Raw genomic sequence first — 24,802 nt, forward strand, 5'->3', positions numbered from 1 at the left:
TTTAAGCCTAGAACCAGAAAACGCCGTCCTCCAGCGCCGTGAACAGGCTGTCGACGCCGTAGGAGAGCTTGCGGTCGACGATATGCAGATATTCGGTCCAGCCGGAAATATGCTGCAGTTCGACTGCGCCGTCGGAAATGCCGCGAAGGCCGATCAGCGGCAGCTTGTAGCCCTGGCAGGCGCGCAGCACCGCAAACGTCTCCATGTCGACCATGTCGGCGTCGATATTGGTATAGGCGGCGCCCGAGATGACGTTGCCGCCGGTGGAAAGGCTTGCTTCCGGAATGCCGGGAATGCGCAACGGCAGCTCGAGCACCGCGGGCAGGTCGAGAAAGGGGGTCTTGCCCTTTTCGAAGCCGAGCGGCGAGGCGTCCATATCGCGGTAGGAAACCGAGGTCACCTGATAGATTTCGGTCTGCTCCAGTTTCGCCGAGCCGGCTGAGCCGAGCGAAACGACGAGATCGGGCAGGTCGTCGGCGGCATCCAGCCGCCCCAGCGCCTTGGTCAGCGCCACCGCCGCCTCGACCGGGCCGACGCCGGTCATCAAAGGTTCGATGCGCGAACGCAGGAAGGGACCGTATTCGGCCTCGGCCGCCATGACGAACAGGATGGATTTCCCCGCGACCGATTTCAGTTCGAACTTCATCCCGTTATTCCTTCCCTACCGCGGATCACCATCATCGTTCCGGTCATGGAGGCGATGAGTTTGGCCGGCCCGTCGCTGATTGCGTAGCCTCGCCCGTCGGCGACGATGATGGTGGAGCCGGGTTTGGTGATTTCCCCGCGAAACAGGAAACGATCGCCACGCCCCGGCGACATGAGATTGACCTTGAACTCGATCGTCAGGATCGAGGCTTCGGGGTCGATGACGCTGTAGGCCGCAAAGCCGCAGGCCGAATCGAGCGCCGCGGAAATGATGCCCGCATGCAGGATGCCGTGCTGCTGTGTCAGTTTGACGTCGAAGGGAAGCTCGATCTCGACGACGCCGTGCTCGACGCGCGTCAACTCCGCGCCGATCGTCTCCATCGCCGCCTGCCGCGCAAAATTGCGGCGAATTCGCGCGCGGAAATCGCCCCTGTCAGTCTCGCTCATGTCTGCCCCTCTTGCAGCCGCGAAAGTGGCATGGTGCGCCGGATTCGACAAGCTGGACATTGCTGAAATCGGTCCGGGCGGCGATGGAAAGCTGCGTCCGTGTCGCCGGGGCAACCTTTCACCTTTCCCTTGCCGTGCAAGTCGGTACGGCTGGCCAGTACCGCTGGCCAGTACCGCTGGATTGTGGCGATCCGATGCGAAGACGATTGCAGCTTCGCGCGGTGCGCGTATTCTCCGCATCGGATCGCGAAATGATGGAGCGCCGGCATGACGACGATATCGCAATCGGTCCGGAATTTCGAGACCTGGCTGGCCGGCGAACTCGGCGACGATCTCGTCAAGGACGATCTGCGCGAGAAGCACGAGAAGATGCGAAGCGGGGATTTCGTCTTCCTGCGCGCCACCTATTGGCGCTGGTGCGAGATCATCCTCGATATCTGCCCGGAACTGTCAGGCGCGCCTGAGGTGCTGGCGATCGGCGATACGCATCTGGAGAATTTCGGCACCTGGCGAGATGTCGAAGGCCGGCTCGTCTGGGGCGTCAATGATTTCGACGACGCGGCGGTGATGCCCTATGCATTTGATCTCGTTCGTCTTGCGGCAAGCGCCATCCTGGCCCGCGGCGACGACGGTCCCTCGGCTCGCATGATCGGCGAATTGATCTTGAGCGGCTATCGCAGGGGCCTTGAAAATCCATTGCCCGTCATCCTCGAGCGCGACCACAAATGGCTGCGCAAGGCGCTGATGCTGCCGAATTCCGAACGCCGGGAATTCTGGGAGAAATATGAAATGTTGCGTCCCGGCAGCAAGCCGCCGCCATCAGCCTATGTCATGGCGCTCACCGGCGCGCTGCCGTCCGGGACAGGGCCCTTCGTGCCGAAGCCGCGCAGCGGCGGCACCGGCAGTCTCGGCCGGCCGCGTTTCGTCGCTTATGCCGAGTGGCAGGGTGGGCCGGTGCTGCGCGAGGCAAAGGCGCTGCTGCCGTCCGTCTGGTCGCTTCGCCACAGGAAGCAGGACGTGGCGATCCATGCGGACGAGATCGCCAATGGACGGGCGCGCTCAGCCGATCCTCACTACCGGGTCTCCGGCCGCATCCTCGTGCGCAGGCTCTCGCCGAACAGCTGCAAAATCGAAATCGACCGGCATCCCGAGATCCTGCTGTCGCCGACGATGCTGGAACTGATGGGCTTCGAGATCGCCAATTGCCATTCCAACGATGCGGCGGCGGTTGCGGCGATCCTGAAGGACTTGGCGGTGCGGGGAAACGAATGGCTGCACGAGGCGGCCAGGGCCGCGGCATCGAGCGTCAGCGCCGAGCAGAAAGCCTATTCCCGCGCCGGCTAGCAATTCCTGCAAAAGTGTGCAGCGGTTTCGCGTCCGGAATTGCGCTTCTCTGATTTAGATCCGCACGATGTGCTGATCCCAGGCGACGTCGCTGCGGGTCGACAGGAAATCGCCATCATAGGAAGAAACGGCAAAGCCGCTTCTTGCCGGGGCGATGCCCGCCGCATCGGGAACGACGGTCTCGGCCAGCACCTTGCCCGACTTTGCGTCAAGGGTCACCGAGGCGCCGCCCTTCGGCGAGGTGATGCCGACGAGGCCCTCGCTGCGATTGACGGCGATCGCCCCGACGTAGTTGGCAAGCCGGCGCGTCGTCTCCTCCGGCAGATCGATGAAGGAGAGATCTTCGCCTTTGGCGAAATGGCCGACAAGCGGCGGCAAATCCTTGCGGTGGCCTTCATACTGGCAGGCGAACCAGATGCGGCCGTCGCCGTCGAGATCGACGTGGCGGGTGGAGAGTTCGGCCCATTCCGCCGGCAGCACATGTTTTTCGACCAAGGCCCCGGTCGCCGCATCGATCAGTGTCAGCGACGGCTGCATCTCGCCGAGATTGAGCTTGGTGCGGCCGAAATCCGGGTGTGTCTCGATGCCGCCATTGGCGACGATCAGAAGGCGTCCGTCGTCGGACACGGTCATGTCGTGCGGACCGATGCCGTAGCTCTCGAATTCGCCGATGCGGGTGAAGCGGTCGGTGGCGTCGTAGAGGCCGATCATGCCGCGATTGCCGTCGAAGTCGTTCTCGCTGGCATAGAGCAGGCGGCCATCGGGCGAGAAGGCGCCGTGGCCGTAGAAATGCCGGCCTTCCCTGGAGGTGATGACAACAGGCTCGCCTTTGTTCCACGGATCGAAAACCATCGCAAAGGTGCCGGGCCGGCGCGCGAAGGCGACGGTCTTGCCGGTGGCAGCGCTGAAGGCCATGCCGTGGGCGCGGGCGGGAAGCGCCACCTGATCGACGATCTCGCCGCGCTCGGTCACGGTCGCAACGGCAAAGGCGCCGTCGGCTGTACGAATGCCCGATGCATAGACCGCGTCAGTCCGCTCCAGCGCCATCAGCGCCCTTGGCGTCAAGGCCGCAAGGAAGCCGAGGCCGGCTGCCTTGACGAAACTGCGTCGGTTGATCGCGGCACTTCGTATCATCGTCTCAATCTCCGTCCGAAAAGGAAAAGCCGGCCGAAAGGCCGATCGCTGCGCCATATTCGTCGCTGATCCGGGTGATCAGGTCACGGCTCTCGGCAAGCAGCGTATCGAGCTTGGCTTTCTCCGCATCGCTTGTCGCGACGTCGATGTCGGGATTGAGCTTAGGCACGCTGTCGAGCAGCGATTTGAAGTCCTCGTCGATCGCGGCGGCGATCGGCTGTTTGTCCGGCGGCAGAAGCTCGGCCATGCCGGCCTTCTGCCAGAGCGTGCGCAGGCCCTCCAGATTGGCGGCCATCGATTTCCAGGTATTTTTGGAACGCCAGTAGATTGCCATGCGCGGGCGCGGCGCAGTGTCCTTGCCCTTGTAGAACTGCTCCAGCCGCTGGTCGCGGACATTCTCGGCGCCATGGACGAGAATGCCGAGCAGCGCCGTCACCGCTTCCTTGTTGTCCATGAAATCGTCGCTCTGCGGTCCGGGATGTTTCCAGCTCGCCTGCACGCCGTCGGGCTTTTCCCAGGCGGCGACGACTTCGCCGGCCTCACGCTGGATATTGCCGGCAACCGCCTGGCCGTAAAGGCAGCGGAATCCATTTTTCTGGCCGACGAGATCGTTGGAGCCGTTGCCGTAGAGCACATATTCCAGCGCCGTCAGGCCCTGCAAAGCGACGCTCTTGCCGGCGATCGCATCGACTGTCGCATCCTTCGGATCGGCCTTGGCGATCAGCGCCTGCACCTGCTTGAGGCCGACACCCTTGCGGTCGGGATAAAACAGGATGTGCTCGAAGAGATTGTCCTGGATGACGGGTCCCGTCTGGACGATCTCGACGATCGACCAGTAGCGGATCGTATCGTCGAAGGCGGATTTCGCCTTGTCGAGCGTCTGTTGCGTGCCGTCGGCGCAAAGATCCTTCATCGCCGTCGTCAGCCGGGCGGCAGATTGCTGCATGTTGCGATAGCCCGGGCGGATCACCTCGTCGACGGCGCGCTGCATGACGGCGGGAACGGCATCCTCGTTCAGCCCCGCCGGGGGAGCCGCGGTCTGGGCGGCCGCCGATGTGGCGAGGCCGATCAGAGTGAGGCAGAGCAGGGGGTGCCAAAGGCGCATCAAAGTGACTCCAGGAATGTAATCAGGGCCACCCTGTCGTCTTTAGACAGGGAGGAGAAAGCGTTGCGGGCCTTTTCAGCTTCGCCGCCATGCCAGAGGATCGCTTCGGTGAGGCTCCGCGCACGGCCGTCATGCAGGAAAAAGCTGTGTCCGCTGACAGTCCGGGTCAGTCCTATACCCCATAGCGGCGGCGTGCGCCATTCACGTCCGCTTGCAAGACCGACCTGCTGTCCGTCGGCAAGGCCGTCGCCCATATCGTGCAGAAGGAAGTCGGAATAGGGCCAGATCAGCTGGAAGGATTGGGCCTTTTCGGGCGTATCGCGGCGGGTGACGAACTTCGGCACATGGCAGGAAATGCAGCCGCTTTCGTAGAAGATCCGCTTGCCCTGCAGCGTCTCGGGAAAGCTCGCCTTGCGGCGCGCCGGGACGGCGAGATTTTCGGAATAGAAGGTCACGAGGTCGAGAATGGAACCCGGCGCCTCTTCTTTGCCCAGACGTTTCTGCACACCGGTCGGCATAGCAAGGCATTTTTCTTCCGCCTTGGTGCAGTCGCCCTGCGCATTCGGCTGATCGGGTGTCGAGATGCCGATATCGTTGGCGAAGGCATCCGCACTCTGGTCGCGCACCGTGGCGTTCTGCGCCTTCCAGCCGAACCGGCCGAGCGCAATCTTGCCGCTGCGATGATCGCGCACGATCGCCGCCTTTCCCGAAATGCCGTCGCCGTCGGCATCGTCGGGATCGGCATGGGTCAGGATGTCAGCCTCCGGAATGGCCTCGATCAGCCCGAGGCCGATCATCGCCGAGGCGACACGCGGCGAAATCGTCGTCGCCGGATCAAGCGGCCCGTAGGCGGGATTGACGACCGCATAGCTCGGCCGGCGCAGCGACACGATCTCGCCGTCGCTCAGCGTCACCGGTTCTTCCTGGTAGCTGATCGCCATCTTTCCTTCGGCGGCTAGGCCGGGAACAGCGAGGTCCTGCAGCTGGTGGCCGTAGACCGGATCGGGGAAATTGACGACATCAGATTGGACAATCGCCTTTTCTTCCGCCGGCGTCCTGGCCGCGCGGGAAAGCCGCAGCAGCATCGAAGTGGCGCTCGGGCCTCCTTCCGGCGGTTTGCCGCGGCCATCATTGACATGGCAGCTCATGCAGGAGCGGGCATTGAACAGCGGCCCGAGACCATCGGAGGCTTGCGTCGAGGAGGGAGCGGAAACCCAGAGCTTGCGGAAGAGCGCGTTGCCGAGCTTGAAATTCTGCTCTTCCTCGAAAGGGATGTTGGCCGAAATATGCGAGAAGCTGTCCTCGGTGACAGGGTCGATCGAGGTGGTCGCACCCGCCTGCATCGCTTCGTATTGTTCTGCCTTGGAAAAATCCGTCGTCGGTCGGGTCACGTCGGCGACACGTTTCAGATCGGTTTCGGAAAGATCGGTGCGTTGCGCCGGCAGATCGAAACCGGCGGCGATGGCTGCGGAAAAACCGGCAAGCGTGGCGCAGAGGGCTGCGCTGGCGATCAATCGGCGGGCCGGGGCATGCGACATTTCAGGGTCCGGGCCGCTCCGGCTTCGAAGCGGCCCGCCTTTTTGCTTATTTGAAGACGGCGTTAGGATTATCCAAGCTGTCGGAACCTTCAAGCTGAACCGTACCGAGATCGAGTGCGGCAATAACGCGCTGCACCGATTTCGTCTGGTCGATCAGCCCGTCGATGGCAGCCTGGACGACGGCGTTGCCTTCCTTGTTGCCTTCACCGATCATCTGGTCGTACTTCTCGACCGTCTCGCCGCGCTTAGCCATGGCGTTCATCGCGTCGAGCGTCTTGTTGAGCTTGCCTTCCACTTCGGCATCGAGCGCCTTGTCCTTGGCGGCCACCAGATCGTGCAGCGACGGGCCGCTGAGCTTGGTGCCGTCGACGCGGGTATAGTTGCCGGTATAGGCGGCGGCGATGCCGATCGCGTCATTGAGATGCGAGTTGTAGGTATTGTCGGAGAAGCAATCATGTTCTTCTTCCGGATCGTGCAGCAGCAGGCCGAGCTTCATGCGCTCGCCGGCAAGCTCGCCGTAGGACAGCGAACCCATGCCCGTCAGGATCGCCACCAGGCCGGCCTTCGGATCGGCTTCGACGTTCTTCGTCGCAGCGCCGTCCGGCTTCCAATTGTCGGTCATTTCCTGCAGGTCGGAGACGAGCAGGGTGGAGGCGGATTTCAGATATTCGGCGCGGCGGTCGCAATTGCCGTGCGTGCAGTTCTTGAGATCGTAATCCGTTGCCGGGCGGTCGCCGGCGCCGGGGCCTGTGCCGTTCAGATCCTGGCCCCAGAGCAGGAATTCGATGGCGTGATAGCCGGTCGCGACATTGGCTTCGATGCCGCCGGCCTCGGCCAGCGTGCCGGAGAGGAATTCCGGCGTCAGCTTGGAAGCGTCGACATCCTTGCCGTCGATCTTGATCGTCTTGTTGGCGATGACATTGGCCACATAGAGAGAATTTTCGTCGCTCTCGCTGCCGTAGGAGGCAGCGACATAGTCGATCAGGCCTTCATCGAGGGGCCATGCGTTGACCTTGCCTTCCCAGTCGTCGACGATCGGATTGCCGAAGCGATAGACTTCGGTCTGCTGATAGGGAACGCGCGCCTTGATCCAGGCGTCCCTGGCGGCTTTCAGCGTCGCGTCATCAGGCGCCTTCAGGAAGGCGTCGATGGCGGCGTCGAGCGTCTTAGCCGTCGTCAGCGAATCCTCGTATTTCGCATGCGCCACGTCGGCATAGTGTTTCACCACGGCGGCAGCATCGGTCTCGGCATGTGCGGGAAGGGCGAGCAGGGCGGCGGGGGCAATCGCCAGTACGGCTGCGCGGAATGTGCGGTTGAGCTTCATGATCCTCTCCTGTGACGGGATCTTCCGTCTAATCGGGCTTCGTCTCTTCGCGCAAAAGTAAACTGGTGTCAAACGCTCTAGTTTGGAATGGTTTTAAGGATGGGCAGGTGTTGGCAAAGCTGCCCGTCTTGAACGGCATCTGTTTGAAAAGTCGGCAGCATCTGCGCCGTCTCGCCGTGCTGGGCAGCGTCATTCCGCCGCGGGCGTCACGATCCGCTATTGGCCTTGGCCGAGCCGCCTCAGCCCTTGCGCTGCATGCGGCAGAAGAAGAAGCCGTCCGTATCGGTGGAGGCCGGCGTCAGCGTCACTGTCAGGCCGTCGGAAGAATGCGGACGCTGGGCGTCTTTTCCAAAGAGCTGATCCCAGGCGGGCAGGGCGCTGACGATCTGAAAATCGGGATTGTCGGCCGTGAAGCGGCGCACCTGTTCCTCGTTCTCCTGCGGCAGGACCGAGCAGGTGACGTAGATCAGCTCGCCGCCCGATTTGACGAAGCCGCTCGCCTGCGTCAGCGCATCCTGCTGCTGGGCAGTGCGCTCGTCGAGGTTCTTTGCCGTCAGCCGCCATTTCGTATCGGGACGGCGGCGCCACGTGCCGGTGCCGGTGCAGGGCGCGTCGACCAGCACCTTGTCGCAGCGCCCGGCAAGGCCGGAAAGCGCCCTGGCGTCGTCATGCACCTGGACATTGCGCGTGCCCGCCCGCTTCAGCCGTTCGATGATCGGCGCCAGCCGTTTGCGGTCGGCGTCATAGGCGTGAACCTGTCCCTTGTTCTGCATGGCCGCCGCCATGGCGAGCGTCTTGCCGCCGCCGCCGGCGCAATAGTCGAGAACCTGTTCGCCGTCGCTGGCCAGCACCAGATCGGCGACGATTTGCGATCCCTCGTCCTGCACTTCGAACCAGCCTTTCTGGAACGAAAGCTCGGCTGTGACGTTAGGAAGACGCGAGGCGCCTTCGCCGGCGGCAATCCGGATGCCGTAGCGGGCGATCCTGGCTGCATGCGCGCCGGCCCTGTCGAGCGCCTTGACGACCTTGTCGCGGGACGCCTTGAGGCTGTTGGCGCGCAGATCGAGCGTCGGGCGGGCGGCAAGCGCCTGTGCCTCGGCCAGCCAGTCGGCGCCGAAGGCCTGTTCGAAGGAGGATTGGACCCATTCGGGAATATCGCCGCGGATATGCGGCGGCGCATCGCTAAGCGAGCGGCTTTCAAAGGCCGAGACGGCCTCGGCCGAAAGCGGCGGCGGCGCAAATTTGTCATCCGCCAGCTCGGTGGCAAGACTGTCGGGGGTAAAACCCCATTGGCGGAACATGACGGCATGGGCAATGGCCTGAGCACTGTCGTCGTCCATCAGCCAGGCATGGGAAAGCCGCATGCGCAGGGCGTCATAGACGATGTTGCCGATCGCAGCACGATCGCCGGAGCCGGCGAAGCGGTGCGCAAGGCCCCAGTCCTTCAGCGCGTCGGCGACAGGGCGCTTGCGGGCATCGATGTCCGCGAGCACAGAAATCGCCCCTTCGAGGCGGCCGCCCAAACGCATTCACATGTCTCCTGTTGCCGTGGCGTGCGATGATCCGCAACAGGCGCGACAGTCGCGGGCGGATTGTTCACAAGTCTCAACCGCGTGGTAGCCGCGATTGACGGCAAGAGCAAGGGTTGGGCTCAGCTGATGACCTGGTAGCAGACTTTCGCAGTGCCGGAGCTCACCATGCCGATATTCTGGGCGGCGGCGCGCGACAGATCGAGCACGCGGCCGCGGATGAACGGACCGCGATCGTTGATGCGAACGACGACGGTGCGGCCATTGTTGCGGTTGGTGACTTTCACCTTGGTGCCGAAGGCAAGCGAACGATGTGCGGCAGTCAAGATGGCAGGATTCATACGTTCCCCGGAAGCAGTTTTGGAGCGAAGTGCGTACCATGAAGCACCGCCGCAACCATTGCCAGCAAAACCTTCCGCCGGAAGCATGGAAGAACAGGCTGCAATAGTTGCCGCGGCGATAATAGAACGACGTATTTTCTTCAAAACAGAGTATCCCTCAACTATTGAACTCACGCCCTTGCAGGCGGCGGGGCTTAAATCTGTTAAAAAGTGGCGAAAAAGTGCCGCCATCGTTCACGGAATATTACAATCTGTAACATTCGTGAGTGTTTCGGCGAAATTTTAGAAATCGACGGCAATCGTCAATGTGGAAAAAACATAATGAAATCAGTTAAAATACGAACGAATTTTCCGAAGAAGTAGTTAACGCCCTGGCGTTCACGAAAATCGCAAAAATATTTTTCCGATTTCGCCATATTTGTTGCCACATTTGGGCAAATTCAAAGGCCGTTAACCATAGTATGCGGCGAAAATTGTCCCACCAAAGCGCGAAAGTAGGAATTTCCTACTCATTTTGGGTGAGTAACCCCTGTTTGCAAACAGCAGCCTGATCTAGAGCCTTTCCGGATTAGATTGAAGCATTCTGCCGGAGCAGGTTTTCGTCAGGACAGAGGCGATTGGCGAAGGGCATACCTCTTGGTACGGTCGAGCCGATCGCCTTTGTCCTGGCGCAAAGATGCCCGGCCCTTCGGGTTGGCTGAAACGGGCCGGCTGATCGACCGGCCGGCTTGGCCGTAGAGCTGGGCTACGACGCGCGCCGGCCGGTCGACCATCCGACTCCGTTTGAGCCAACAGAATGCTGCAATCTAACCCGGAAAGGCTCTAGCCGCGCCAGCGTCCGTCCTGCCACAATTGCGCAAGCGACATGGGATAGTTCGGGAAGGAGAATTGGAAGCCGGTGGCCTTGAGTTTCGCATTCGAGATGCGTTTGTTCTCGCCGTAGAAGGAGCGTGCCATCGGTGATAGTTCGGCGGTCTCAAAAGCCTGCTCCGGTGGCGGTTCGACACCCATCAGGCGGGCTGCCTCGACGATCACGTCTTGCGGCGGGGCGGGCCGGTCGTCGGTGACATTATATATACCGCCGAGCCCGCGCTCCGACAGGAAGCGGGTCGCCGCGCCGATATCTTCGACGCGGATGCGGTTGAATACCTGGTCCTTCTTGATCAGCCGGCGCGCCGTGCCCTTTTCCAGATTGCAGAAGGCGTTGCGGCCCGGCCCATAAATGCCGGAAAGGCGCAGCACGGCCGCCGGCACACCGCGCTCCCGGCCCATCGCCAGCCAGCCCTCTTCCGCCTCGAGCCGCTCCTTCGAGCGCCCGGAAACGGGCAGGCAGGGCGTTTCCTCGTTCACCCAGGCGCCCTTATGATCGCCATAGACGCCGACGGTGGAGAGATAACCGATCCATTTGAGACGAGGCAGCAGGCTTGCGCCATCTTTGCCAAGCAGCCGCAGCAGCGGGTCGGCCTGCCCGGGCGAGATCGACTGCACGAGGTGCGTGACATCGGCCAAAGCCCGGCGCAGCCCTTCTTCCATGGTCTCGCCGTCGAAAAGGAATGCGTCGATGCCGTTCTGGCGGAGCACGTCCATCTTGTCTGGCGAACGCGTCGTGCCGGAAATACGCACGCCGTCGCCTGATAAGGCCTTGGCGATCGCCGTGCCGGAATAACCGCAGCCAAAAATCATCACATGCATCAGCCCACTCCCGCCAATCGCCATTCGTTCAAGACGTCGTCATCTCTCTCGTGAGCCCTTTGTGCGGCAAAGGCAGAGAATTCGCCAGCCTCCATCAGCCGTGAAAGCGCCCAGACCGCCATGCCGCGCACGACAGGCGAGGGATCGCTCGCGAGCATGCGACATTGCCCGATCAGCGCCGTCTCGCCGGAATTGCCGGCGGCGATCAGCACGTTGCGGACGAAGCGGTCGCGGCCGATCCGCTTCACCGGCGAGCCGCTGAAGAAGGTGCGGAAGGCGGCATCGTCAAGCGTCAGCAGAAAGGCGATCGACGGTTCCTTCAGCTCTTCCCGCGCCTGCAGCTTCATCTCGGAGGCGGAGCTTGCGAACTTGTTCCAGGGACAGGCGGCAAGACAGTCGTCGCAGCCATAGATGCGATTGCCGATCAGCACGCGCAGATCGGCGTCGATCGGTCCCTTGTGCTCGATGGTGAGATAGGAGATGCAGCGCCGCGCGTCGATCTGGTAAGGCGCCGGGAAGGCAGCCGTCGGACAGATGTCGAGGCAGGCGCGGCAGGAGCCGCAATGATCGTTCTCCGCCGCGTCGACGGCAAGATCGGCAGTGGTGAACATCGTGCCGAGGAACAGCCAGGAACCGTGCGTGCGGCTGACGAGATTGGTATGTTTGCCCTGCCAGCCGAGCCCGGCGGCCGCCGCCAGCGGTTTCTCCATGACAGGCGCCGTATCGACGAAGACTTTCACATCGGCGCCGGCGCGCGCCGCAAAGCGCGTGGCGATCTCCTTCAGCCGGCCCTTGATGACGTCGTGATAATCGCGGTTGCGGGCATAGACTGAGATAGCTGCCTTATCAGACTTGTCGAGGATACCGCGCGGATCTTCCTCCGGAGCGTAATTCAGGCCGAAGACGACGACGGAGCGCACCTCGCTCCACAGTGTGCGCGGATCGCCGCGCCGGTCGCGCGTCTCCGCCATCCAGTCCATCGTCCCGTGGCGCCCGGCATCGATGAACTGGCCGAGCCGTTCCTTGGCTTCGGGGATCGCGTCCGGGCGCGTGATGCGGCAGAGATCGAAGCCCTTGGCGGCAGATTCCGCCCGAACGAACTCGGTCAAATTGTCGCGGCGGCGGCGCTCTTTGTCGTCATTCTTCGGTTCGGGCATGAAGAGCCCTCGTCAGAAATCCAGATCGGCATAGTGTGAAACCGGTGTCAGGCCGCGCACGCGCTCGGTCAGCATCGGCCGGAAAGAGGGACGCGACTTCAGCCGCTGGTACCAGTCCTTGACGACGGGCGCGTCCGCCCACTCGATTTCGCCGAGATAGTCGAGGATTGAGATCGACGCCGCAGCGGCAAGATCGGCATAACTCATCCGCTCGCCCGCCAGCCACTGACGCGAGCCGGCAAGCCAGGTGAGATAACGCATATGCTGGCGGATATTCGCGCGGGCCGTGCGCAAAATCTTCGAATCCGGGGCTCCGCCGCCCTGATCGGCGGTCATCTGCAACTTGTAGACACGCTCGCGGGCGAGCGGCTTGGTCACGTCGTTTTCCATCTTCTGCATGAACCATTCGGTCAGCCGGCGGATTTCCGCCCGCTGAAAGGGGTCTTCGGCGAGCAGCCGCCGGTCGCGTTTCAACACGCCGTGGGTCTCGTCCAGATATTCGGAAATAACGCTCGCGCCGCAGAGCGCGCGCATGCTGTCGTCGACATAGACCGGCAGCGTGCCGGCCGGATTGAGCGCCAGGAAATCCCGGCGCTTCTCCCATGTCTGCTCCTCGATCAGATCCGCCTGATAGCCGTATTCCGCCAGGATCAGCCGGACGAAGCGAGATGCGGATGACATGGGATGATGATAAAGCGTGGGCATCGATACTCGGGCTTTGTGATTGTTGTTACAGGACTGTGTGGCAGCTCAATTATAGCGCCCTAGTCATGACTCATTGGTTGAAGCTATAGGAGCTTGGCCCCGCCAATACAAGCGAATCGGATTTTACCCCATCTGACGATGGCGAAACACGGTCTAACGAACGAATGGAAGCGGCAGCCTGATCGACCCAAGCGCTCAGGCCCGGCCGAACTTTAAACCGGAGACGATGTATGGATTATATAAATGCTGCAATTCTCGGTATCATAGAGGGGATCACCGAATTTCTGCCGATCTCGAGCACCGGCCACCTGATCATCGCCGAGCAATGGCTCGGACACCGGTCGGACATGTTCAATATCGTCATTCAGGCGGGCGCCATCCTCGCCGTCACCATCATCTATTGGCGTCGTCTGCTGGATCTGGTGCTCGGCTGGCGCGAGCCTGAGAATCGCGATTATGCCGCCAAGCTGATCGTCGCATTTCTCATCACCGCAATTCTCGGCCTTGTGGTCAAGAAGCTCGGCTTCGAACTTCCCGAGACTGCAACGCCGATCGCCTGGGCGCTGATCATCGGCGGTATCTGGATGATCTTTGCCGAATGGGCGGCCGCACGCAGGCCACCGCACAAGGAGATCACCTGGCTTGTCGCCATCCTGGTCGGCATCGCCCAGATCGTTGCGGGCGTGTTCCCGGGAACGTCGCGCTCCGGCGCCACCATCTTCGTCGCCATGCTGGCCGGCACGGGCAATCGTGCTGCGGCAACCGAATTCGCCTTTCTCGTCGGCATCCCCACAATGTATGCCGCAAGCGGCTATGAATTGCTGAAGACGTTCAAGGATGGCGGCGCGGCTGGCGAAGACTGGACGGCGCTCGGCATCGCCTTCGTCGTTTCCACCATCGTCGCCTTCGTCGCGGTCAAATGGCTGCTTGCCTATATCAGAAGCAACCGGTTCACGCTGTTTGCCGTCTACCGCATCATTCTCGGTGTCTTGCTGCTCGGCATGGCTGCGACCGGCTTGATCGGTTGAGGCTTCCTTACGAGTCTGCATTCGCGCAAGTCCCGGCGCGAATGCAGTGCCTGTCGGAAGGTGGCGAACGAATACCCGCGCCCCGCCAAGCGTCGATTTTTCAGATAGCTATATTGAGAATAGGCGTCTGCCGCTGCTTTTGAAGCAGGCAATACCGAGCGTTCATTGTGGAGCGCCCTTGTTCGGCGTTCCCGACGGCTTGTCGTTATGAGATGCCGGCGCAGAGGGCCGACCTTTTCGTCAATGGCTGATCGAAGCCGTCGAGCAAGGATCGACGCCATAGGCCGGCGAGCAGTCACCCTTTACCGCCGCGACCGAACCGGGCGCAACGAAGGAGCCTGCCAGGATAATTAGCGCCGCACACGCAAAAAGGAGCGCGATTGACTTGCCCATCGAGAAATGCCTTTCACAGTGATTGCCGCACGCTATCGCAGGCGTTGAAACCGTCCGAAGACGCGCGGGTTTGGTAGTCAGTGGAATGACAAATAGCAATAAACGTTCCTGCTAAATTTGGCGTTAATTCCACAAAATTTCCGATGCGTCTTTTATGCAACGCCGCGTAATATGACCGGCAAACAATCATTTCAAACTTGCGCCAGCTTTGCGTGAAGCCACGACGGCAAAACGCCGTCCGCATTGTCTGCGAACGGCGTTGTCAGAAGGCTGTAAAATTGGTCAGGCGGCCTTGCCGGTGCCGGTGTACTGGCCGTGCGGGCGATAGTGGACGAGGTAGGAGCCGAGCACCGATGCCACCATGGTGGGCGTAATACCGAGGCCCTTCAGAGTGCGGCCTTGCGCCTCGGCTTCCCCGGAGACGACATTGTCGCGCTTCAGCATGCGCACCTGATCCGGCGTGATCGGTGGCGTCACAAAGGGGACCAGCGAGGCGATGCTGCCGATCATTGAAGCGATGCCGAAAGGCAGGGATACCAGTGGGTTCTTGCGGCACGTCACCTTCAGCATCGTCTCGAGACATTCGCGGAAGCTCAGCACCTCGGGCCCGCCAAGCTCATAGATCTTGCCGCCGGCGACCTTGCCGTCGACGGCGCGGGCGACGGCCTCGGCGACATCCTCGACATAGACAGGCTGGAATTTCGTCTTGCCGCCGCCGACCAGCGGCAGGATCGGCGACATGCGCGCCATCTCGGCGAATTTGTTGAAGAAGCTGTCCTCCGGTCCGAAGACGATCGACGGACGGAAGATCACTGCATCGGGCTTGACCGAGAGGATGGCCGTTTCGGCGCGACCCTTGGTGCGGCCATAGTCCGAATCGGATTTCGCGTCGGCGCCGATCGCCGAAATATGGGTCAGCGTCGCGCCTGCCCCGCGCGCAGCTTCGGCGACCGCACGGCCGCCGAATTCCTGCACGGCGTCGAAAGTGTTGCGGCCGGCCTCGTGCAGAATGCCGACGCAGTTGACGACATGGCTCGCACCGTCGACGGCGCGGTCGATCGAGTTGCGATAGCGCAGGTTCGCCTGCACGAAGGAGATCTGGCCGACATTGCCGAGCGGCTGCAGGAAGCCGGCGAGATCGGGACGGCGCACGGCGACGCGGATGTTGTAGCCGCGCTTGGCCAGCGCCCGGACCACGTGCCTGCCCACGAAGCCGGACCCTCCGAACACGGTGACGAGCGGCGGCAGGTTGGCAAGGGTCATGGCAGGCTCCTCGAGAGGCTTGGCGGGATGCTTAATTGGCTCTCGTCTTAGCCCAATCCCGACGCGACGGGAAGGCCCATCGTACCGTCAGTTTTGCGGGATGCGAAGCTGCTCTAGACGCCTTCGACGACGACCATTTCCGCATCGGCCACTTCCTGGCGGATTTTCGCGGCGATCTGGTATTCCGGCGAATTATAGCAGTCGACCGCATGCTGCAGCGAGGGAAATTCGATCACCACGTTGCGCACGCGCGCCTTTCCCTCGAGTTCGGTGAAGGCGCCGCCCCGCGCCAAGAAATTCGCCCCATATTTTTCGAAGGCCGGCTTGGCGGCCGCCACATAATCCTTGTAGCGCTCGGCATCGCGAACGTCGACGCGGGCGATCCAGTATCCCTTGGCCATGGTCTTCTCCCTTTTGTCGTTGAAACGATTAGCGGTTTGCCGGCCAGAGCGCACTCACCATCTCGCTGAGGATGGCGCGGGCGGCCTCTTTCGGATCGGGCGCCTTGACGATCGGCCGGCTGACGACGAGATGCGTCGCCCCCGCCTTCAGTGCGTCGAAAGGCGTCATCACCCGCTTCTGGTCGCCCTTGTCGCTGCCGGCCGGGCGAATGCCGGGGGTGACGATCGCCATGTCGGGGCCGACGATCTCGCGCACCTCGGCCGCTTCCGCCGCCGAACAGACGATACCGCCCATGCCGGCTGCGCGCGCCTGTTCGGCGCGGCGCAGCACCAGGCTGTGCGGATCTTGGCTGTAGCCGGCCTCGGCAAGGTCGTCGGCGTCCATCGAGGTCAGCACGGTGACGCCAAGCAGGCAGAGGCCGGAGCCGGCGGCCGCCTCGACCGCCGCCCTCATCGCTTTCGGATAGGCATGCAGCGTCAGCATCGACATGCCCATCTTGGCGATGTTCTCGACGCCGGAGGCAACCGTGTTGTCGATGTCGAGCAGCTTCATGTCGAGGAAGATCTTCTTGCCGCTTGCGGCAAGATCGCGGGCGAATTCCAGGCCGCCGGCAAAGACCAGCTGATAGCCGATCTTGTAGAAGAGAATGTCGTCGCCGAGCGTCGAAACCAGTCTTTCCGCCTCGCCGATCGTTGGAACATCCAGGCCGACGATCAATCGCTCGCGTGCGTCCATGTGAAGTCACCCCCGCCAGTCTTCGATGGGCGTCCAGTCGCATGTTAGGCCGAGATCCGCAAGGCCGAAAGCATAGAGATTGCCGCCGCCGCCCGGCTGGTCGCGGTCGCGCGAAATCGGTCGGCCGGCCAGATGGCATTTGAGCAGCGTGCCAACGCCGCCATGGCCGACAAAGGCGATGGGTGCAGCCGCATCATGCGTGGCAAGAACGGCGTCGAATGCCTCGACGATGCGGGCCTGCGCATCGACGGCGCGCTCCCAGCCCTTGAAGCTCTGTTCCGGATGGGCGAAGAACCAGTCGGCCGCCTCTTCGAATTGCGGCGGCGGCAGGAAGCCGGTGGCCGAGCGGTCGTTCTCGTGCATGGCGGGCACGACCTCGATGCTTAGACCGGAGGCGACTGCCAGGATCTCAGCCGTCTCGATCGCCTTCGTCTCGTCGCTGGAAATGATGCGGGTCAGCCGCTTGGCCCAATCGCTCGACGCAGCCTTACGAGTGCGTTCGACGCCGACATCGGAAAGCCCCCATTTCGGCACAGGCACGTTCGCGTCGATCTTGACCTGCGGATGGGTGACATAGATCCCGAACATCTCAGCCTCGCTTGTAGATCCACAGCTGCGCCGGCGGAATGTTGCGGACGACGAAGTCGAAATGCTGAATGTGATAGCGGTCGGGATTGGCGGCGATTGGCGAGATCGCGCCGTAGGAGATTTGCACCACCGGCCGTCCGGCCGGTAGGCGGTCGAGCAGGCTTTCGAGCAGCGACACCCGCATCGCCATCGGGAAGTTCAGCAGCGGAATGCAGGAGATGACGCAATCGAAGGTCCGGTCGCCGTAGTCGCCGAGCGTGGCCTGAAGATCGAAGGCATCGCCATTGATGAAGTGCACGCCGGGATAGGTCCGCAGCAGATGTTTGTGGAAATCCGTCGAATATTCGATTGCGACGAGATTTTCCGGCCGGACGCCGCGGCCGAGGATGGCCTTGGTGATGGCGCCTGTGCCCGGTCCGAGTTCGAGCACCGGCAGCCCGGAATGGATGTCGACAACGCTTGCCATGCGCTTGGCGGTGATCGAGGAGGTCGGCACGATCGAGCCCACCGTTTTCGGCCCCTGCATCATGCCCCGGAAGAAGCGGATTTCGTCATCGAACTTCTTGCCCAGCCGTTCCTTCACCTTGACCCGTAAGCTCATTCTCCACCCATCCGCATGTTGATCGAATGCCCTTAATATGCCGCTTGTCGCTGAAGGGACAAGGATTTTCGCAACAAGGACATCGGCATCAACAACTCATGCCGCTTTTGGGTGGGAGCGAGGCATGAGATCGGCGAGCCTCTGGCTTAAGTGATCGGCGTCGACGGGCGCGCGCAGTTTCTTGTCGGTATTGTCGAAATAGAGATAGACGTCGCGGCCCTTGCTGCGCGCCGCAAGCGGCGCCAGCACCCGCGTCGCATTCTCCGGTTCTCCGCCGGTTGCCCAGGCGCGGATGCGTTGCGCCCAGATGTCGAGGGCTTCGTCCTCATAGCCGCTGACATAGAGCTGTTCGGAACCATGCAGGCGGCAATAGATGAAATCGGCGGTGATATCCATCAGCAGCGGCCATTTCACCGTATCGGCGCAGACGAGGGCGATCTGTTGGCGCCTCAGCATGTCGATGAAGGCGGGTGATCGGAAGCTCTCGTGGCGAATCTCCAGGGCATGGCGGATCGGCTGTCGTCCGTCGATTTCAAGCCAGGCTCGCCCCTTGACGTGTCCGTCGTGCCGCCGGGCCAGGTTTGCCGCCGCTTCGCCGTTATGCGGCAGCAACGCCAGGAAATTTTCGAAAAGATCGGGATCGAAAGCCATGTTCGGCGGGAATTGCCAGAGGATCGGCCCGAGCTTGGGGCCAAGCCGCAGCAGACCCGAGGCGAGGAAATTGGCGAGCGCCGTCTCGATATTCTGCAGCCGCAGCATATGGGTGATGAAGCGCGGTCCCTTGACCGCAAAGACGAAATCATCCGGCGTTTCGTCGCGCCAGCGGCCGAAGCTTTCAGGCCGCTGCAAGCTGTAGAATGTGCCGTTGATCTCGATCGAACGGAAATGCCGGGCGGCGTAGGAAAGCTCCTGCTTCTGCGGCAGGTCTTCCGGGTAGAATTGGCCGCGCCAGGGCGCATAGGTCCAGCCGGATATGCCGATACGCACCGTTCCCGTCTTTTTCGTCATCGGATCCTCCGCTTTGACAGGAGGAAAAACGGAGGCGGGCGGCCTTCGTTCCGGTCAGACGCGCATCGGCATCAGCACGTAGAGCGCATCGTCGCCTGCCGTGTCGCGGATCAGCGTCGGCGAGCCGGCATCGGCCAGCAGGAAGATCGCTTCTTCGCCGGAAAGCTGCGCGGTGATGTCGAGCAGGTATTTGGCGTTGAAACCGATTTCCATCGCATCGGTGTCGTAACCGACGGCGACTTCCTCGGTCGCACTGCCGGAATCGGGATTGTTGACGGTCAGCATCAACTGGCCCTCGGAAAGCGCCAGCTTCACGGCGCGGCCGCGTTCGGAGGAGATGGTGGAGACGCGGTCGACGGCCTGGGCGAAGCTCGTGCAATCGACGCGCATTTCCTTGTCGTTGCCTGTGGGGATGACGCGCTGGTAATCCGGGAAAGTGCCGTCGATCAGTTTCGAGGTCATGACGATCGAGCCGATCGTCAGCCGGATCTTGGCGTCGGAGACCTCGACCGTCACGACAGCCTCGGGATTGTCGACCAGCTTCTGCAATTCGCCGACCGTCTTGCGCGGAATGATGATGCCGGGCATGCCTTCGGAGCCGGAGGGCGCGTCGACATCGGCGCGCGCCAGCCGGTGGCCGTCGGTGGCGACCGCCCGAAGTTTCAGCTCGCCCTTGCTCTCGATCGTGTGGAAGAAGATGCCGTTGAGATAGTAGCGCGTCTCTTCCGTCGAGATCGCGAACTGGGTGCGGTCGATCAGCATCTTCAGGTCGGCCGCCTTCAGCTTGAAGCTATGCGTGAAGGTGCCGGCGGTGAGATCAGGGAAGTCCGATTCCGGCAGGCACTGCAGCGAGAATTTCGAGCGGCCGGACTGCACGGTCATTGCGCCGCCATCGGTGCTGGTGGCAAGCAGCACTTCCGAACCGTCGGGAAGCTTGCGGACGATGTCGTAGAGCAGGTGGGCCGGAACGGTGGTGGCGCCGGGCTGCTCGACGCTTGCCGGCGTCGCCTCGGTGATTTCGAGGTCGAGGTCGGTCGCCTTCATGTCGAGGTTCTGGCCATCGGCCTTGAGCAATACGTTGGACAGGATCGGGATCGTGTTGCGACGTTCGACCACGCGGTGGACGTGGTTCAGCGATTTCAACAGGTTTGACCGCTCAATAGTAATACGCATGGGATGCTACCGCTTTCGACCGTGACTGTCCGGGCGCATCGAGCACCCGAAGAATGCTGTCCCGACTTGAGGTCGGGGGAGTGGACGGGCAAAATGGCAGACTTCAGCATGGCTTTGCAAGAGGCATGCACGGTCGGGCGCCTGCATTTGCGGTTTTCCAGAGCAATGCTCACAGAAATCCGAACCCTTGCCGAAGTGGTGCCGCTCGCCCATAAGGGTTCGATGACGGCGGGACGAAAGCAAATGGCATGAATGAGGAAACCACAGCGGATGCCGCCACCCGGCGAAGCTTCCGCCTGCACAATGCGACGGTGCCGGCGCGGCCGCTGGAGCCGGCGCTCTATCTCGTCGCCACCCCGATCGGCAACCTCGGCGACATCACGCTGCGTGCGCTGGAAACGCTGGCCGGCGCCGATGTGCTCGCCTGCGAGGATACGCGCGTCACCCGCGTGCTGCTCGACCGCTACGGCATCCAGAACCGCCCTTTCGCCTATCATGAGCACAATGCCGACGAGGCCGGCCCGCGGCTGCTGCAGGCGCTCGAAGCCGGCCGGTCGGTGGCGCTGGTGTCCGATGCCGGCACGCCGCTGGTGTCCGATCCCGGTTACCGACTGGCGCAGCAGGCGATAGCGGCAGGTTACCGCGTCATTCCCATTCCTGGCGCCTCCGCGCCGCTCGCAGCCCTTGTCGGCTCCGGCCTGCCGAACGATGCGTTTCTTTTCGCCGGTTTCCTGCCGGCAAAGGACAAGGCCCGCCGCGATCGTCTGGGTGAGCTTGCCGCAGCCCCCGCGACGCTGATCTTCTTTGAATCGCCGCATCGCATCGGCGCTACGCTTGTCGCCGCTGCAGACGTGCTCGGAGCCACGCGATCCGCCTCCGTCTGCCGCGAACTGACCAAGACCTATGAGGAGTTCCGCCGCGGCACGCTTGCCGACCTTGCCGCCCATTATCAGCAGGTGGAAAACGTCAAGGGCGAGATCGTTCTCGTCATCGGTCCGCCGGAGCCGGTCGAGACGGATGAGGCCGACGTCGACGCCGTGCTCGCCGACCTGTCGAAATCAATGCCGACGGCAGGCGCCGCGACCGAGGCGGCCCGCCTCACCGGCTTGCCGCGCAAGGTGCTCTATCAGCGCCTGCTGGAGATCAAGAACGCCGATGGCCGATAGCGACCTCACCGCCATCAGGAGGAAGGCGCTGCGCCGGGGCCGCATGTCAGAATATGTCGCGGCCGCCTTCCTGATGCTGAAGGGTTACCGCATCCTGGCGCTGCGCCACCGCACCCGGCTCGGCGAGATCGACATCATTGCCCGCAAGGGCGATCTCGCCGTCTTCGTCGAGGTCAAGGCCCGGCGGGGCGAAGCTGCGGCGGTCGACGCCGTCTCCATCGCCGCGCAGAAGCGGATAAGGGCGGCAAGCGATCTCTGGCTCGCCCGCCAGGCGGATCAGGCCCGCCTTTCCCTGCGCTACGATATCGTGGCGATCATGCCGGGCCGGCTGCCGCGGCACTTCATTGACGCCTTCTGACCTCTTTCGACCCATCGGATTTCCGGATCGTTAAACTTTTAGTTCCCGCGTGAACCAGCTTCTTACGACTCTCTGCTACCCCAAATCTCGGTAGGGATAACAATTGGGGATTGTTTCATGGCCTGGAAGCTGATGCTTGCGAGTGCGGTCGCCATGGCCGCGCGCTCGGTGCCTTATGCCGTGGCGAAGCCGGCCGGGAAATCCTTCGTTGCCCATGCGAGCGGCCTGCTGCCGCTGAAGTCCACGCCGATCAACCCGGACTGGATCGTCAGCGGCAACCCGCAGGCCCGCACCGCCGAACATTCCCGCGGTCATGACGAGGCGTCGCTGACGGCGATCTGGGATTGCACGGCGGGCGAATTCCGTTGGTATTTCGGCTGGGACGAGACGGTAATGATCCTCGAGGGCGAGGTCCATATCACCGCCGAGGACGGCACCGAACGAACCCTCAGCACCGGCGACGTCGCCTTTTTCGCCGGTGGAACCTGGGCGAGCTGGCGGGTCGACGACTACGTCCGCAAAGTCGCCTTCCTGCGCAAGCCTTTCCCAAAGCCCTTGGCGATCGCCTACCGCCTCCGCAACATGCTGCGCAATGGCGGCAACCAGGGCATCGCCGCCTGAAGATCGATTTCGATTTTCGAGGTTAGTGCTTATCGGGCTGGGGCGGGGCGGTCGTCTCCCCCTTGAGAATCTCGCACGCAAACAGGATCGGATTGTCGAGATCAGGCGCAGTCTGCTTGTTCAACAGAACGGCGACCGCCGCTGCAGCCATGTCTTGAATCGGCTGCTTCACGGTCGTCAGGCGCGGCGTGGTCATGCTGGCGAGCGGGATGCCGTCGAAGCCCATGACGGAAAGGGCTGCCGGTATCGGGATTCCCAGATCATGCGCCGCCCGCATGCAGCCGATCGCCTGCTGGTCGGAACTTGCAAAAATCGCCGTCGGCCGCTCGTTGCGCGCCCGCGCCAGAAGATAATTTCCTGCCGAACGGCCGCTCTCATAGTCGAAAGCCGCCTCGGCAATCAGCGGTGATCCCGCCATTGCCGCGCGGCCGTCCGCCTGCTCGCCAGCCTGCTCGCCAGTCCGCTCGATCGCATCGAGGTAGCCTCTGAGGCGATCATTGGCGGGGACGGAGTGGCTGGGCCCGGAAATGAAGCCGATGCGGCGATGGCCGAGCTGCAGAAGGTGCTCGACGCCAAGGCGAACGCCATTGCGGTGATCGGCGGCAATGCCGGAATATCCTGGCATGAGACGGTCGATGACGACGATCGGCAATCCTTTCGGCAGCTTGATCGTATGGAAATCGATGCTCGGAACCAGAATGATCCCGTCGACCTTTCGGCTTGTCAGCTGCTTGATGCGATCAGCCTCTTTGGCCGCATGATCGAGCGACGTCATGACGATGATATTATAGCCGTGATTGGCCGCTGCCTGTTCCACGGATTGGACAAGTTCCGAGAAGAACGGATTGGTCAGATCCGGAATGATGATGCCGATGAGGCGGCTGACCTTGCTGCGCATGCTTCGCGCCGACGGGTCCGGCATATAGCCGAGCTCTTTGATGATCCCGGTAACGCGCGCCCGCAATTCCTTCGTCACCGAGGGATGATCGTTCAAAACCCTGGAAACGGTCCCGGTGGAAACGCCCGCAAGCTTGGCAACGTCTCTAATTCCGACCTTTGACATAACGGAAACAGTGGCCCTTCATCTTCGCCTTCACAACACGCCCGGGGCGTCTGATCGAGGCTTCCAGCTAATGGTCTTTGCGGCTCTCGTCAAAGGGCCGAATTTCATTGGGACGGCCCATCATCCATAGCATGAGCACCGCCACGCGCAATGGAAACGGTTCATCATTCACGCTTTTAGATGTTTTCGACGGGGTCATCTTTGAGGTCATCCGGCCCGAATTCGGCAGCTTGACAATTTTTTGGAGCGTGTTACCCAGATGGCGTTGGAAACGGTTCATTGCCGCGGGCAACTCAGATGGAGCTGAGCCCAGAACCGTTCGGGAGGAGAAAAATGTCCCATTCTATGAAGCGTGAATCCGTCTTGATCAGTGCGCCGCGCCGTACGGCGTTGAAGGTCGGACTTGCCGGCGCCCTGGCGCTGGCGCTGTCCTGCGGCGTGTCGCCCGCCTTTGCCGCCGGCAAGCCGAAGGTCGGCCTGATCATGAAGTCCTTGTCCAATGAGTTCTTCAAGCAGATGAAGGCCGGCGCCGACAAATATGCGGCCGAGAACAAGGACAAGTTCGACTTCAAGGCCGTCGGCATGAAGGACGAGCGCGATTTCGCCTCGCAGGTCGATGCCGTCGAAAACTTCGTCACGCAGAAATACGATATCATCGTCGTGGCGCCCGCCGATTCCAAGGCGATGGCGACCCCGCTGGCAAAGGCTGTGAAGGCCGGCGTCAAGGTCATCAACATCGACGTGCCGCTCGATGCCGATGCCAAGAAGAAGGCGGGGATCGATCTCGCTTTCTTCGGCCCCGACAATCAGGAAGGGGCAAAGCTTGCTGGCGATGCACTGGCCAAGGATCTGGGGCCGGGCGCCAAGGTCGTCATCCTCGAGGGCAATCCCGAGGCCGACAATGCCAAGGAGCGCAAGGAAGGCTTCATGGATTCCGTCAAGTCGGGAAAGCTTGAGCTTCTCGACAGCAAGACGGCCCATTGGGAGACCGAGGAAGCCAATACCGTCATGACGAATTTCCTGACGAAATATAAGGATATTCAGGGCGTGATGGCGGCCAATGACTCCATGGCCCTCGGCGTCGTCAAGGCGCTCGATGCGGCCGGCCAGGCCGGCAAGATCAAGGTTGTCGGCTTCGACAACATCCCGCCGGTTCAGCCGCTGATCAAGGACGGCAAGATGCTTGCCACCGTCGAGCAGTATGGCGCGCAGATGGCGGTCATGGGCATCGACTATGGCATGCGGGAACTGGCCGGCGAAAAATTCACCGGCTGGGTCAAGACCGACGTCAAGCTGGTCACGGCAGCCGATCTGAAATAGTCGGATTGCCGGCCCCAAAAGCGAATGTGGCGCCGGCTGCGGCCGACGCCATTTCCACCAATCGATTGACGCGTTGATCGCTCCGGGTGAGGCTCGTTCGGGCCTCTCCGATGCGCGTTGCG

27 protein-coding genes are annotated in these 24,802 nt (G+C 62.2%); 8 read left to right on the plus strand and 19 right to left on the minus strand.

The genetic code is table 11. The features are described 5' to 3' along the window. Nucleotides 1-7: 7 nt before the first annotated feature. Nucleotides 8-646 (minus strand): 5'-methylthioadenosine/S-adenosylhomocysteine nucleosidase, encoded by a 639-nt coding sequence (locus NE851_RS11525; RefSeq protein ID WP_047617570.1) that lies wholly within the window; start codon nt 644-646, stop codon nt 8-10. After that, entirely contained in the window at nt 643-1,092 is a 450-nt protein-coding gene (locus tag NE851_RS11530) for a PaaI family thioesterase (protein WP_003544704.1), read from the minus strand. Before NE851_RS11530 ends, NE851_RS11525 begins: the two co-directional genes overlap by 4 nt. A gap of 267 nt (nt 1,093-1,359) precedes the next feature. On the opposite strand from NE851_RS11530, the gene NE851_RS11535 reads away from it, so the two are divergent. Further along, on the plus strand, nt 1,360-2,436 hold the full coding sequence (locus tag NE851_RS11535; protein ID WP_097543181.1) for a DUF2252 family protein: 1,077 nt from the start codon (nt 1,360-1,362) through the stop codon (nt 2,434-2,436). A gap of 54 nt (nt 2,437-2,490) precedes the next feature. Here the strand turns inward: NE851_RS11535 and NE851_RS11540 are convergent, their stop codons facing one another. The 6 genes from NE851_RS11540 to NE851_RS11565 all read right to left on the minus strand — a co-directional run bounded on the left by NE851_RS11540 (nt 2,491) and on the right by NE851_RS11565 (nt 9,494). Continuing rightward, the gene (locus tag NE851_RS11540; RefSeq protein WP_254960492.1) at nt 2,491-3,570 is read right to left on the minus strand and encodes a DUF1513 domain-containing protein; all 1,080 of its coding nucleotides are present in this window, start codon (nt 3,568-3,570) and stop codon (nt 2,491-2,493) included. 4 nt (nt 3,571-3,574) lie between these two features. Further along, nucleotides 3,575-4,675, minus strand: coding sequence for an imelysin family protein (locus NE851_RS11545; protein WP_183906087.1), 1,101 nt, complete (start codon nt 4,673-4,675; stop codon nt 3,575-3,577). Further along, nucleotides 4,675-6,213: a di-heme oxidoreductase family protein gene (locus NE851_RS11550; RefSeq protein ID WP_097543183.1), complete on the minus strand. Its 1,539-nt coding sequence runs from the start codon at nt 6,211-6,213 to the stop codon at nt 4,675-4,677. The genes NE851_RS11545 and NE851_RS11550 overlap by 1 nt, the downstream gene beginning before the upstream one ends. Before the next feature lie 46 nt (nt 6,214-6,259). Continuing rightward, nucleotides 6,260-7,537, minus strand: coding sequence for an imelysin family protein (locus NE851_RS11555; protein WP_183906088.1), 1,278 nt, complete (start codon nt 7,535-7,537; stop codon nt 6,260-6,262). Between the two features lie 239 nt (nt 7,538-7,776). Beyond that, nucleotides 7,777-9,066 (minus strand): RsmB/NOP family class I SAM-dependent RNA methyltransferase, encoded by a 1,290-nt coding sequence (locus tag NE851_RS11560; protein WP_063474814.1) that lies wholly within the window; start codon nt 9,064-9,066, stop codon nt 7,777-7,779. Nucleotides 9,067-9,188: 122 nt separating this feature from the next. Then, entirely contained in the window at nt 9,189-9,494 is a 306-nt protein-coding gene (locus tag NE851_RS11565) for a septal ring lytic transglycosylase RlpA family protein (RefSeq protein WP_244604868.1), read from the minus strand. Between NE851_RS11565 and NE851_RS11570 the strand changes: the two genes are divergently transcribed. Beyond that, nucleotides 9,394-9,693, plus strand: a complete 300-nt coding sequence (locus tag NE851_RS11570; protein WP_244604869.1) for a hypothetical protein — start codon at nt 9,394-9,396, stop codon at nt 9,691-9,693. The genes NE851_RS11565 and NE851_RS11570 overlap by 101 nt on opposite strands. Nucleotides 9,694-10,229: 536 nt before the next feature. Here the strand turns inward: NE851_RS11570 and NE851_RS11575 are convergent. The 3 genes from NE851_RS11575 to NE851_RS11585 are packed head-to-tail and all read right to left on the minus strand — an operon-like array spanning nt 10,230 to nt 12,961. Beyond that, nucleotides 10,230-11,099 (minus strand): SDR family oxidoreductase, encoded by an 870-nt coding sequence (locus NE851_RS11575; RefSeq protein ID WP_063474813.1) that lies wholly within the window; start codon nt 11,097-11,099, stop codon nt 10,230-10,232. Then, nucleotides 11,099-12,256: a tRNA epoxyqueuosine(34) reductase QueG gene (gene queG, locus NE851_RS11580; protein ID WP_063474812.1), complete on the minus strand. Its 1,158-nt coding sequence runs from the start codon at nt 12,254-12,256 to the stop codon at nt 11,099-11,101. The genes NE851_RS11575 and queG overlap by 1 nt, the downstream gene beginning before the upstream one ends. Nucleotides 12,257-12,268: 12 nt before the next feature. Next, nucleotides 12,269-12,961 carry a glutathione S-transferase family protein gene (locus NE851_RS11585; protein WP_028758378.1) on the minus strand — a complete coding sequence of 231 codons (693 nt, stop codon included), beginning with the start codon at nt 12,959-12,961 and terminating at the stop codon, nt 12,269-12,271. Nucleotides 12,962-13,191: 230 nt separating this feature from the next. Between NE851_RS11585 and NE851_RS11590 the strand changes: the two genes are divergently transcribed. Next, complete coding sequence (locus NE851_RS11590) at nt 13,192-13,989, plus strand: undecaprenyl-diphosphate phosphatase (RefSeq protein ID WP_097543185.1); 798 nt, start codon at nt 13,192-13,194, stop codon at nt 13,987-13,989. 675 nt (nt 13,990-14,664) lie between these two features. On the opposite strand, the gene NE851_RS11595 is transcribed toward NE851_RS11590, so the two are convergent. The 7 genes from NE851_RS11595 to dnaN all read right to left on the minus strand — a co-directional run bounded on the left by NE851_RS11595 (nt 14,665) and on the right by dnaN (nt 20,152). Beyond that, complete coding sequence (locus NE851_RS11595) at nt 14,665-15,645, minus strand: complex I NDUFA9 subunit family protein (RefSeq protein WP_028758381.1); 981 nt, start codon at nt 15,643-15,645, stop codon at nt 14,665-14,667. A gap of 113 nt (nt 15,646-15,758) precedes the next feature. After that, nucleotides 15,759-16,046 (minus strand): DUF1330 domain-containing protein, encoded by a 288-nt coding sequence (locus tag NE851_RS11600; protein WP_028758382.1) that lies wholly within the window; start codon nt 16,044-16,046, stop codon nt 15,759-15,761. A 28-nt stretch (nt 16,047-16,074) separates the two neighbouring features. Continuing rightward, nucleotides 16,075-16,782 (minus strand): orotidine-5'-phosphate decarboxylase, encoded by a 708-nt coding sequence (gene pyrF / locus NE851_RS11605; protein WP_028758383.1) that lies wholly within the window; start codon nt 16,780-16,782, stop codon nt 16,075-16,077. Nucleotides 16,783-16,788: 6 nt separating this feature from the next. Continuing rightward, nucleotides 16,789-17,370 (minus strand): histidine phosphatase family protein, encoded by a 582-nt coding sequence (locus tag NE851_RS11610; protein ID WP_183906089.1) that lies wholly within the window; start codon nt 17,368-17,370, stop codon nt 16,789-16,791. Nucleotide 17,371: 1 nt separating this feature from the next. Further along, nucleotides 17,372-17,971 (minus strand): phospholipid N-methyltransferase PmtA, encoded by a 600-nt coding sequence (gene pmtA / locus NE851_RS11615; protein WP_028758385.1) that lies wholly within the window; start codon nt 17,969-17,971, stop codon nt 17,372-17,374. A gap of 96 nt (nt 17,972-18,067) precedes the next feature. Continuing rightward, entirely contained in the window at nt 18,068-18,979 is a 912-nt protein-coding gene (locus NE851_RS11620) for a DUF72 domain-containing protein (RefSeq protein WP_097543186.1), read from the minus strand. Between the two features lie 54 nt (nt 18,980-19,033). Continuing rightward, complete coding sequence (dnaN, locus tag NE851_RS11625; RefSeq protein ID WP_028757665.1) at nt 19,034-20,152, minus strand: DNA polymerase III subunit beta; 1,119 nt, start codon at nt 20,150-20,152, stop codon at nt 19,034-19,036. Between the two features lie 93 nt (nt 20,153-20,245). Here dnaN and NE851_RS11630 point away from each other — a divergent pair, with 93 nt between their 5' ends. The 4 genes from NE851_RS11630 (at nt 20,246) to NE851_RS11645 (ending at nt 22,297) form a co-directional block, all read left to right on the plus strand. Beyond that, entirely contained in the window at nt 20,246-20,404 is a 159-nt protein-coding gene (locus NE851_RS11630) for a hypothetical protein (RefSeq protein WP_164735984.1), read from the plus strand. Further along, nucleotides 20,401-21,318 (plus strand): 16S rRNA (cytidine(1402)-2'-O)-methyltransferase, encoded by a 918-nt coding sequence (gene rsmI, locus NE851_RS11635; protein WP_097543188.1) that lies wholly within the window; start codon nt 20,401-20,403, stop codon nt 21,316-21,318. The genes NE851_RS11630 and rsmI overlap by 4 nt, the downstream gene beginning before the upstream one ends. Then, nucleotides 21,308-21,676 carry a YraN family protein gene (locus NE851_RS11640; protein WP_097543189.1) on the plus strand — a complete coding sequence of 123 codons (369 nt, stop codon included), beginning with the start codon at nt 21,308-21,310 and terminating at the stop codon, nt 21,674-21,676. The genes rsmI and NE851_RS11640 overlap by 11 nt, the downstream gene beginning before the upstream one ends. Nucleotides 21,677-21,793: 117 nt before the next feature. Beyond that, entirely contained in the window at nt 21,794-22,297 is a 504-nt protein-coding gene (locus tag NE851_RS11645; RefSeq protein WP_254960496.1) for a cupin domain-containing protein, read from the plus strand. A 22-nt stretch (nt 22,298-22,319) separates the two neighbouring features. Here the strand turns inward: NE851_RS11645 and NE851_RS11650 are convergent, their stop codons facing one another. Then, complete coding sequence (locus NE851_RS11650) at nt 22,320-23,360, minus strand: LacI family DNA-binding transcriptional regulator (protein ID WP_097543191.1); 1,041 nt, start codon at nt 23,358-23,360, stop codon at nt 22,320-22,322. Nucleotides 23,361-23,693: 333 nt separating this feature from the next. On the opposite strand from NE851_RS11650, the gene NE851_RS11655 reads away from it, so the two are divergent. Next, complete coding sequence (locus tag NE851_RS11655; protein WP_028757440.1) at nt 23,694-24,680, plus strand: sugar ABC transporter substrate-binding protein; 987 nt, start codon at nt 23,694-23,696, stop codon at nt 24,678-24,680. Nucleotides 24,681-24,802 lie beyond the last annotated feature (122 nt).

Source organism: Rhizobium anhuiense bv. trifolii (assembly GCF_024346605.1).
Taxonomy (GTDB): Bacteria; Pseudomonadota; Alphaproteobacteria; order Rhizobiales; family Rhizobiaceae; genus Rhizobium; species Rhizobium anhuiense.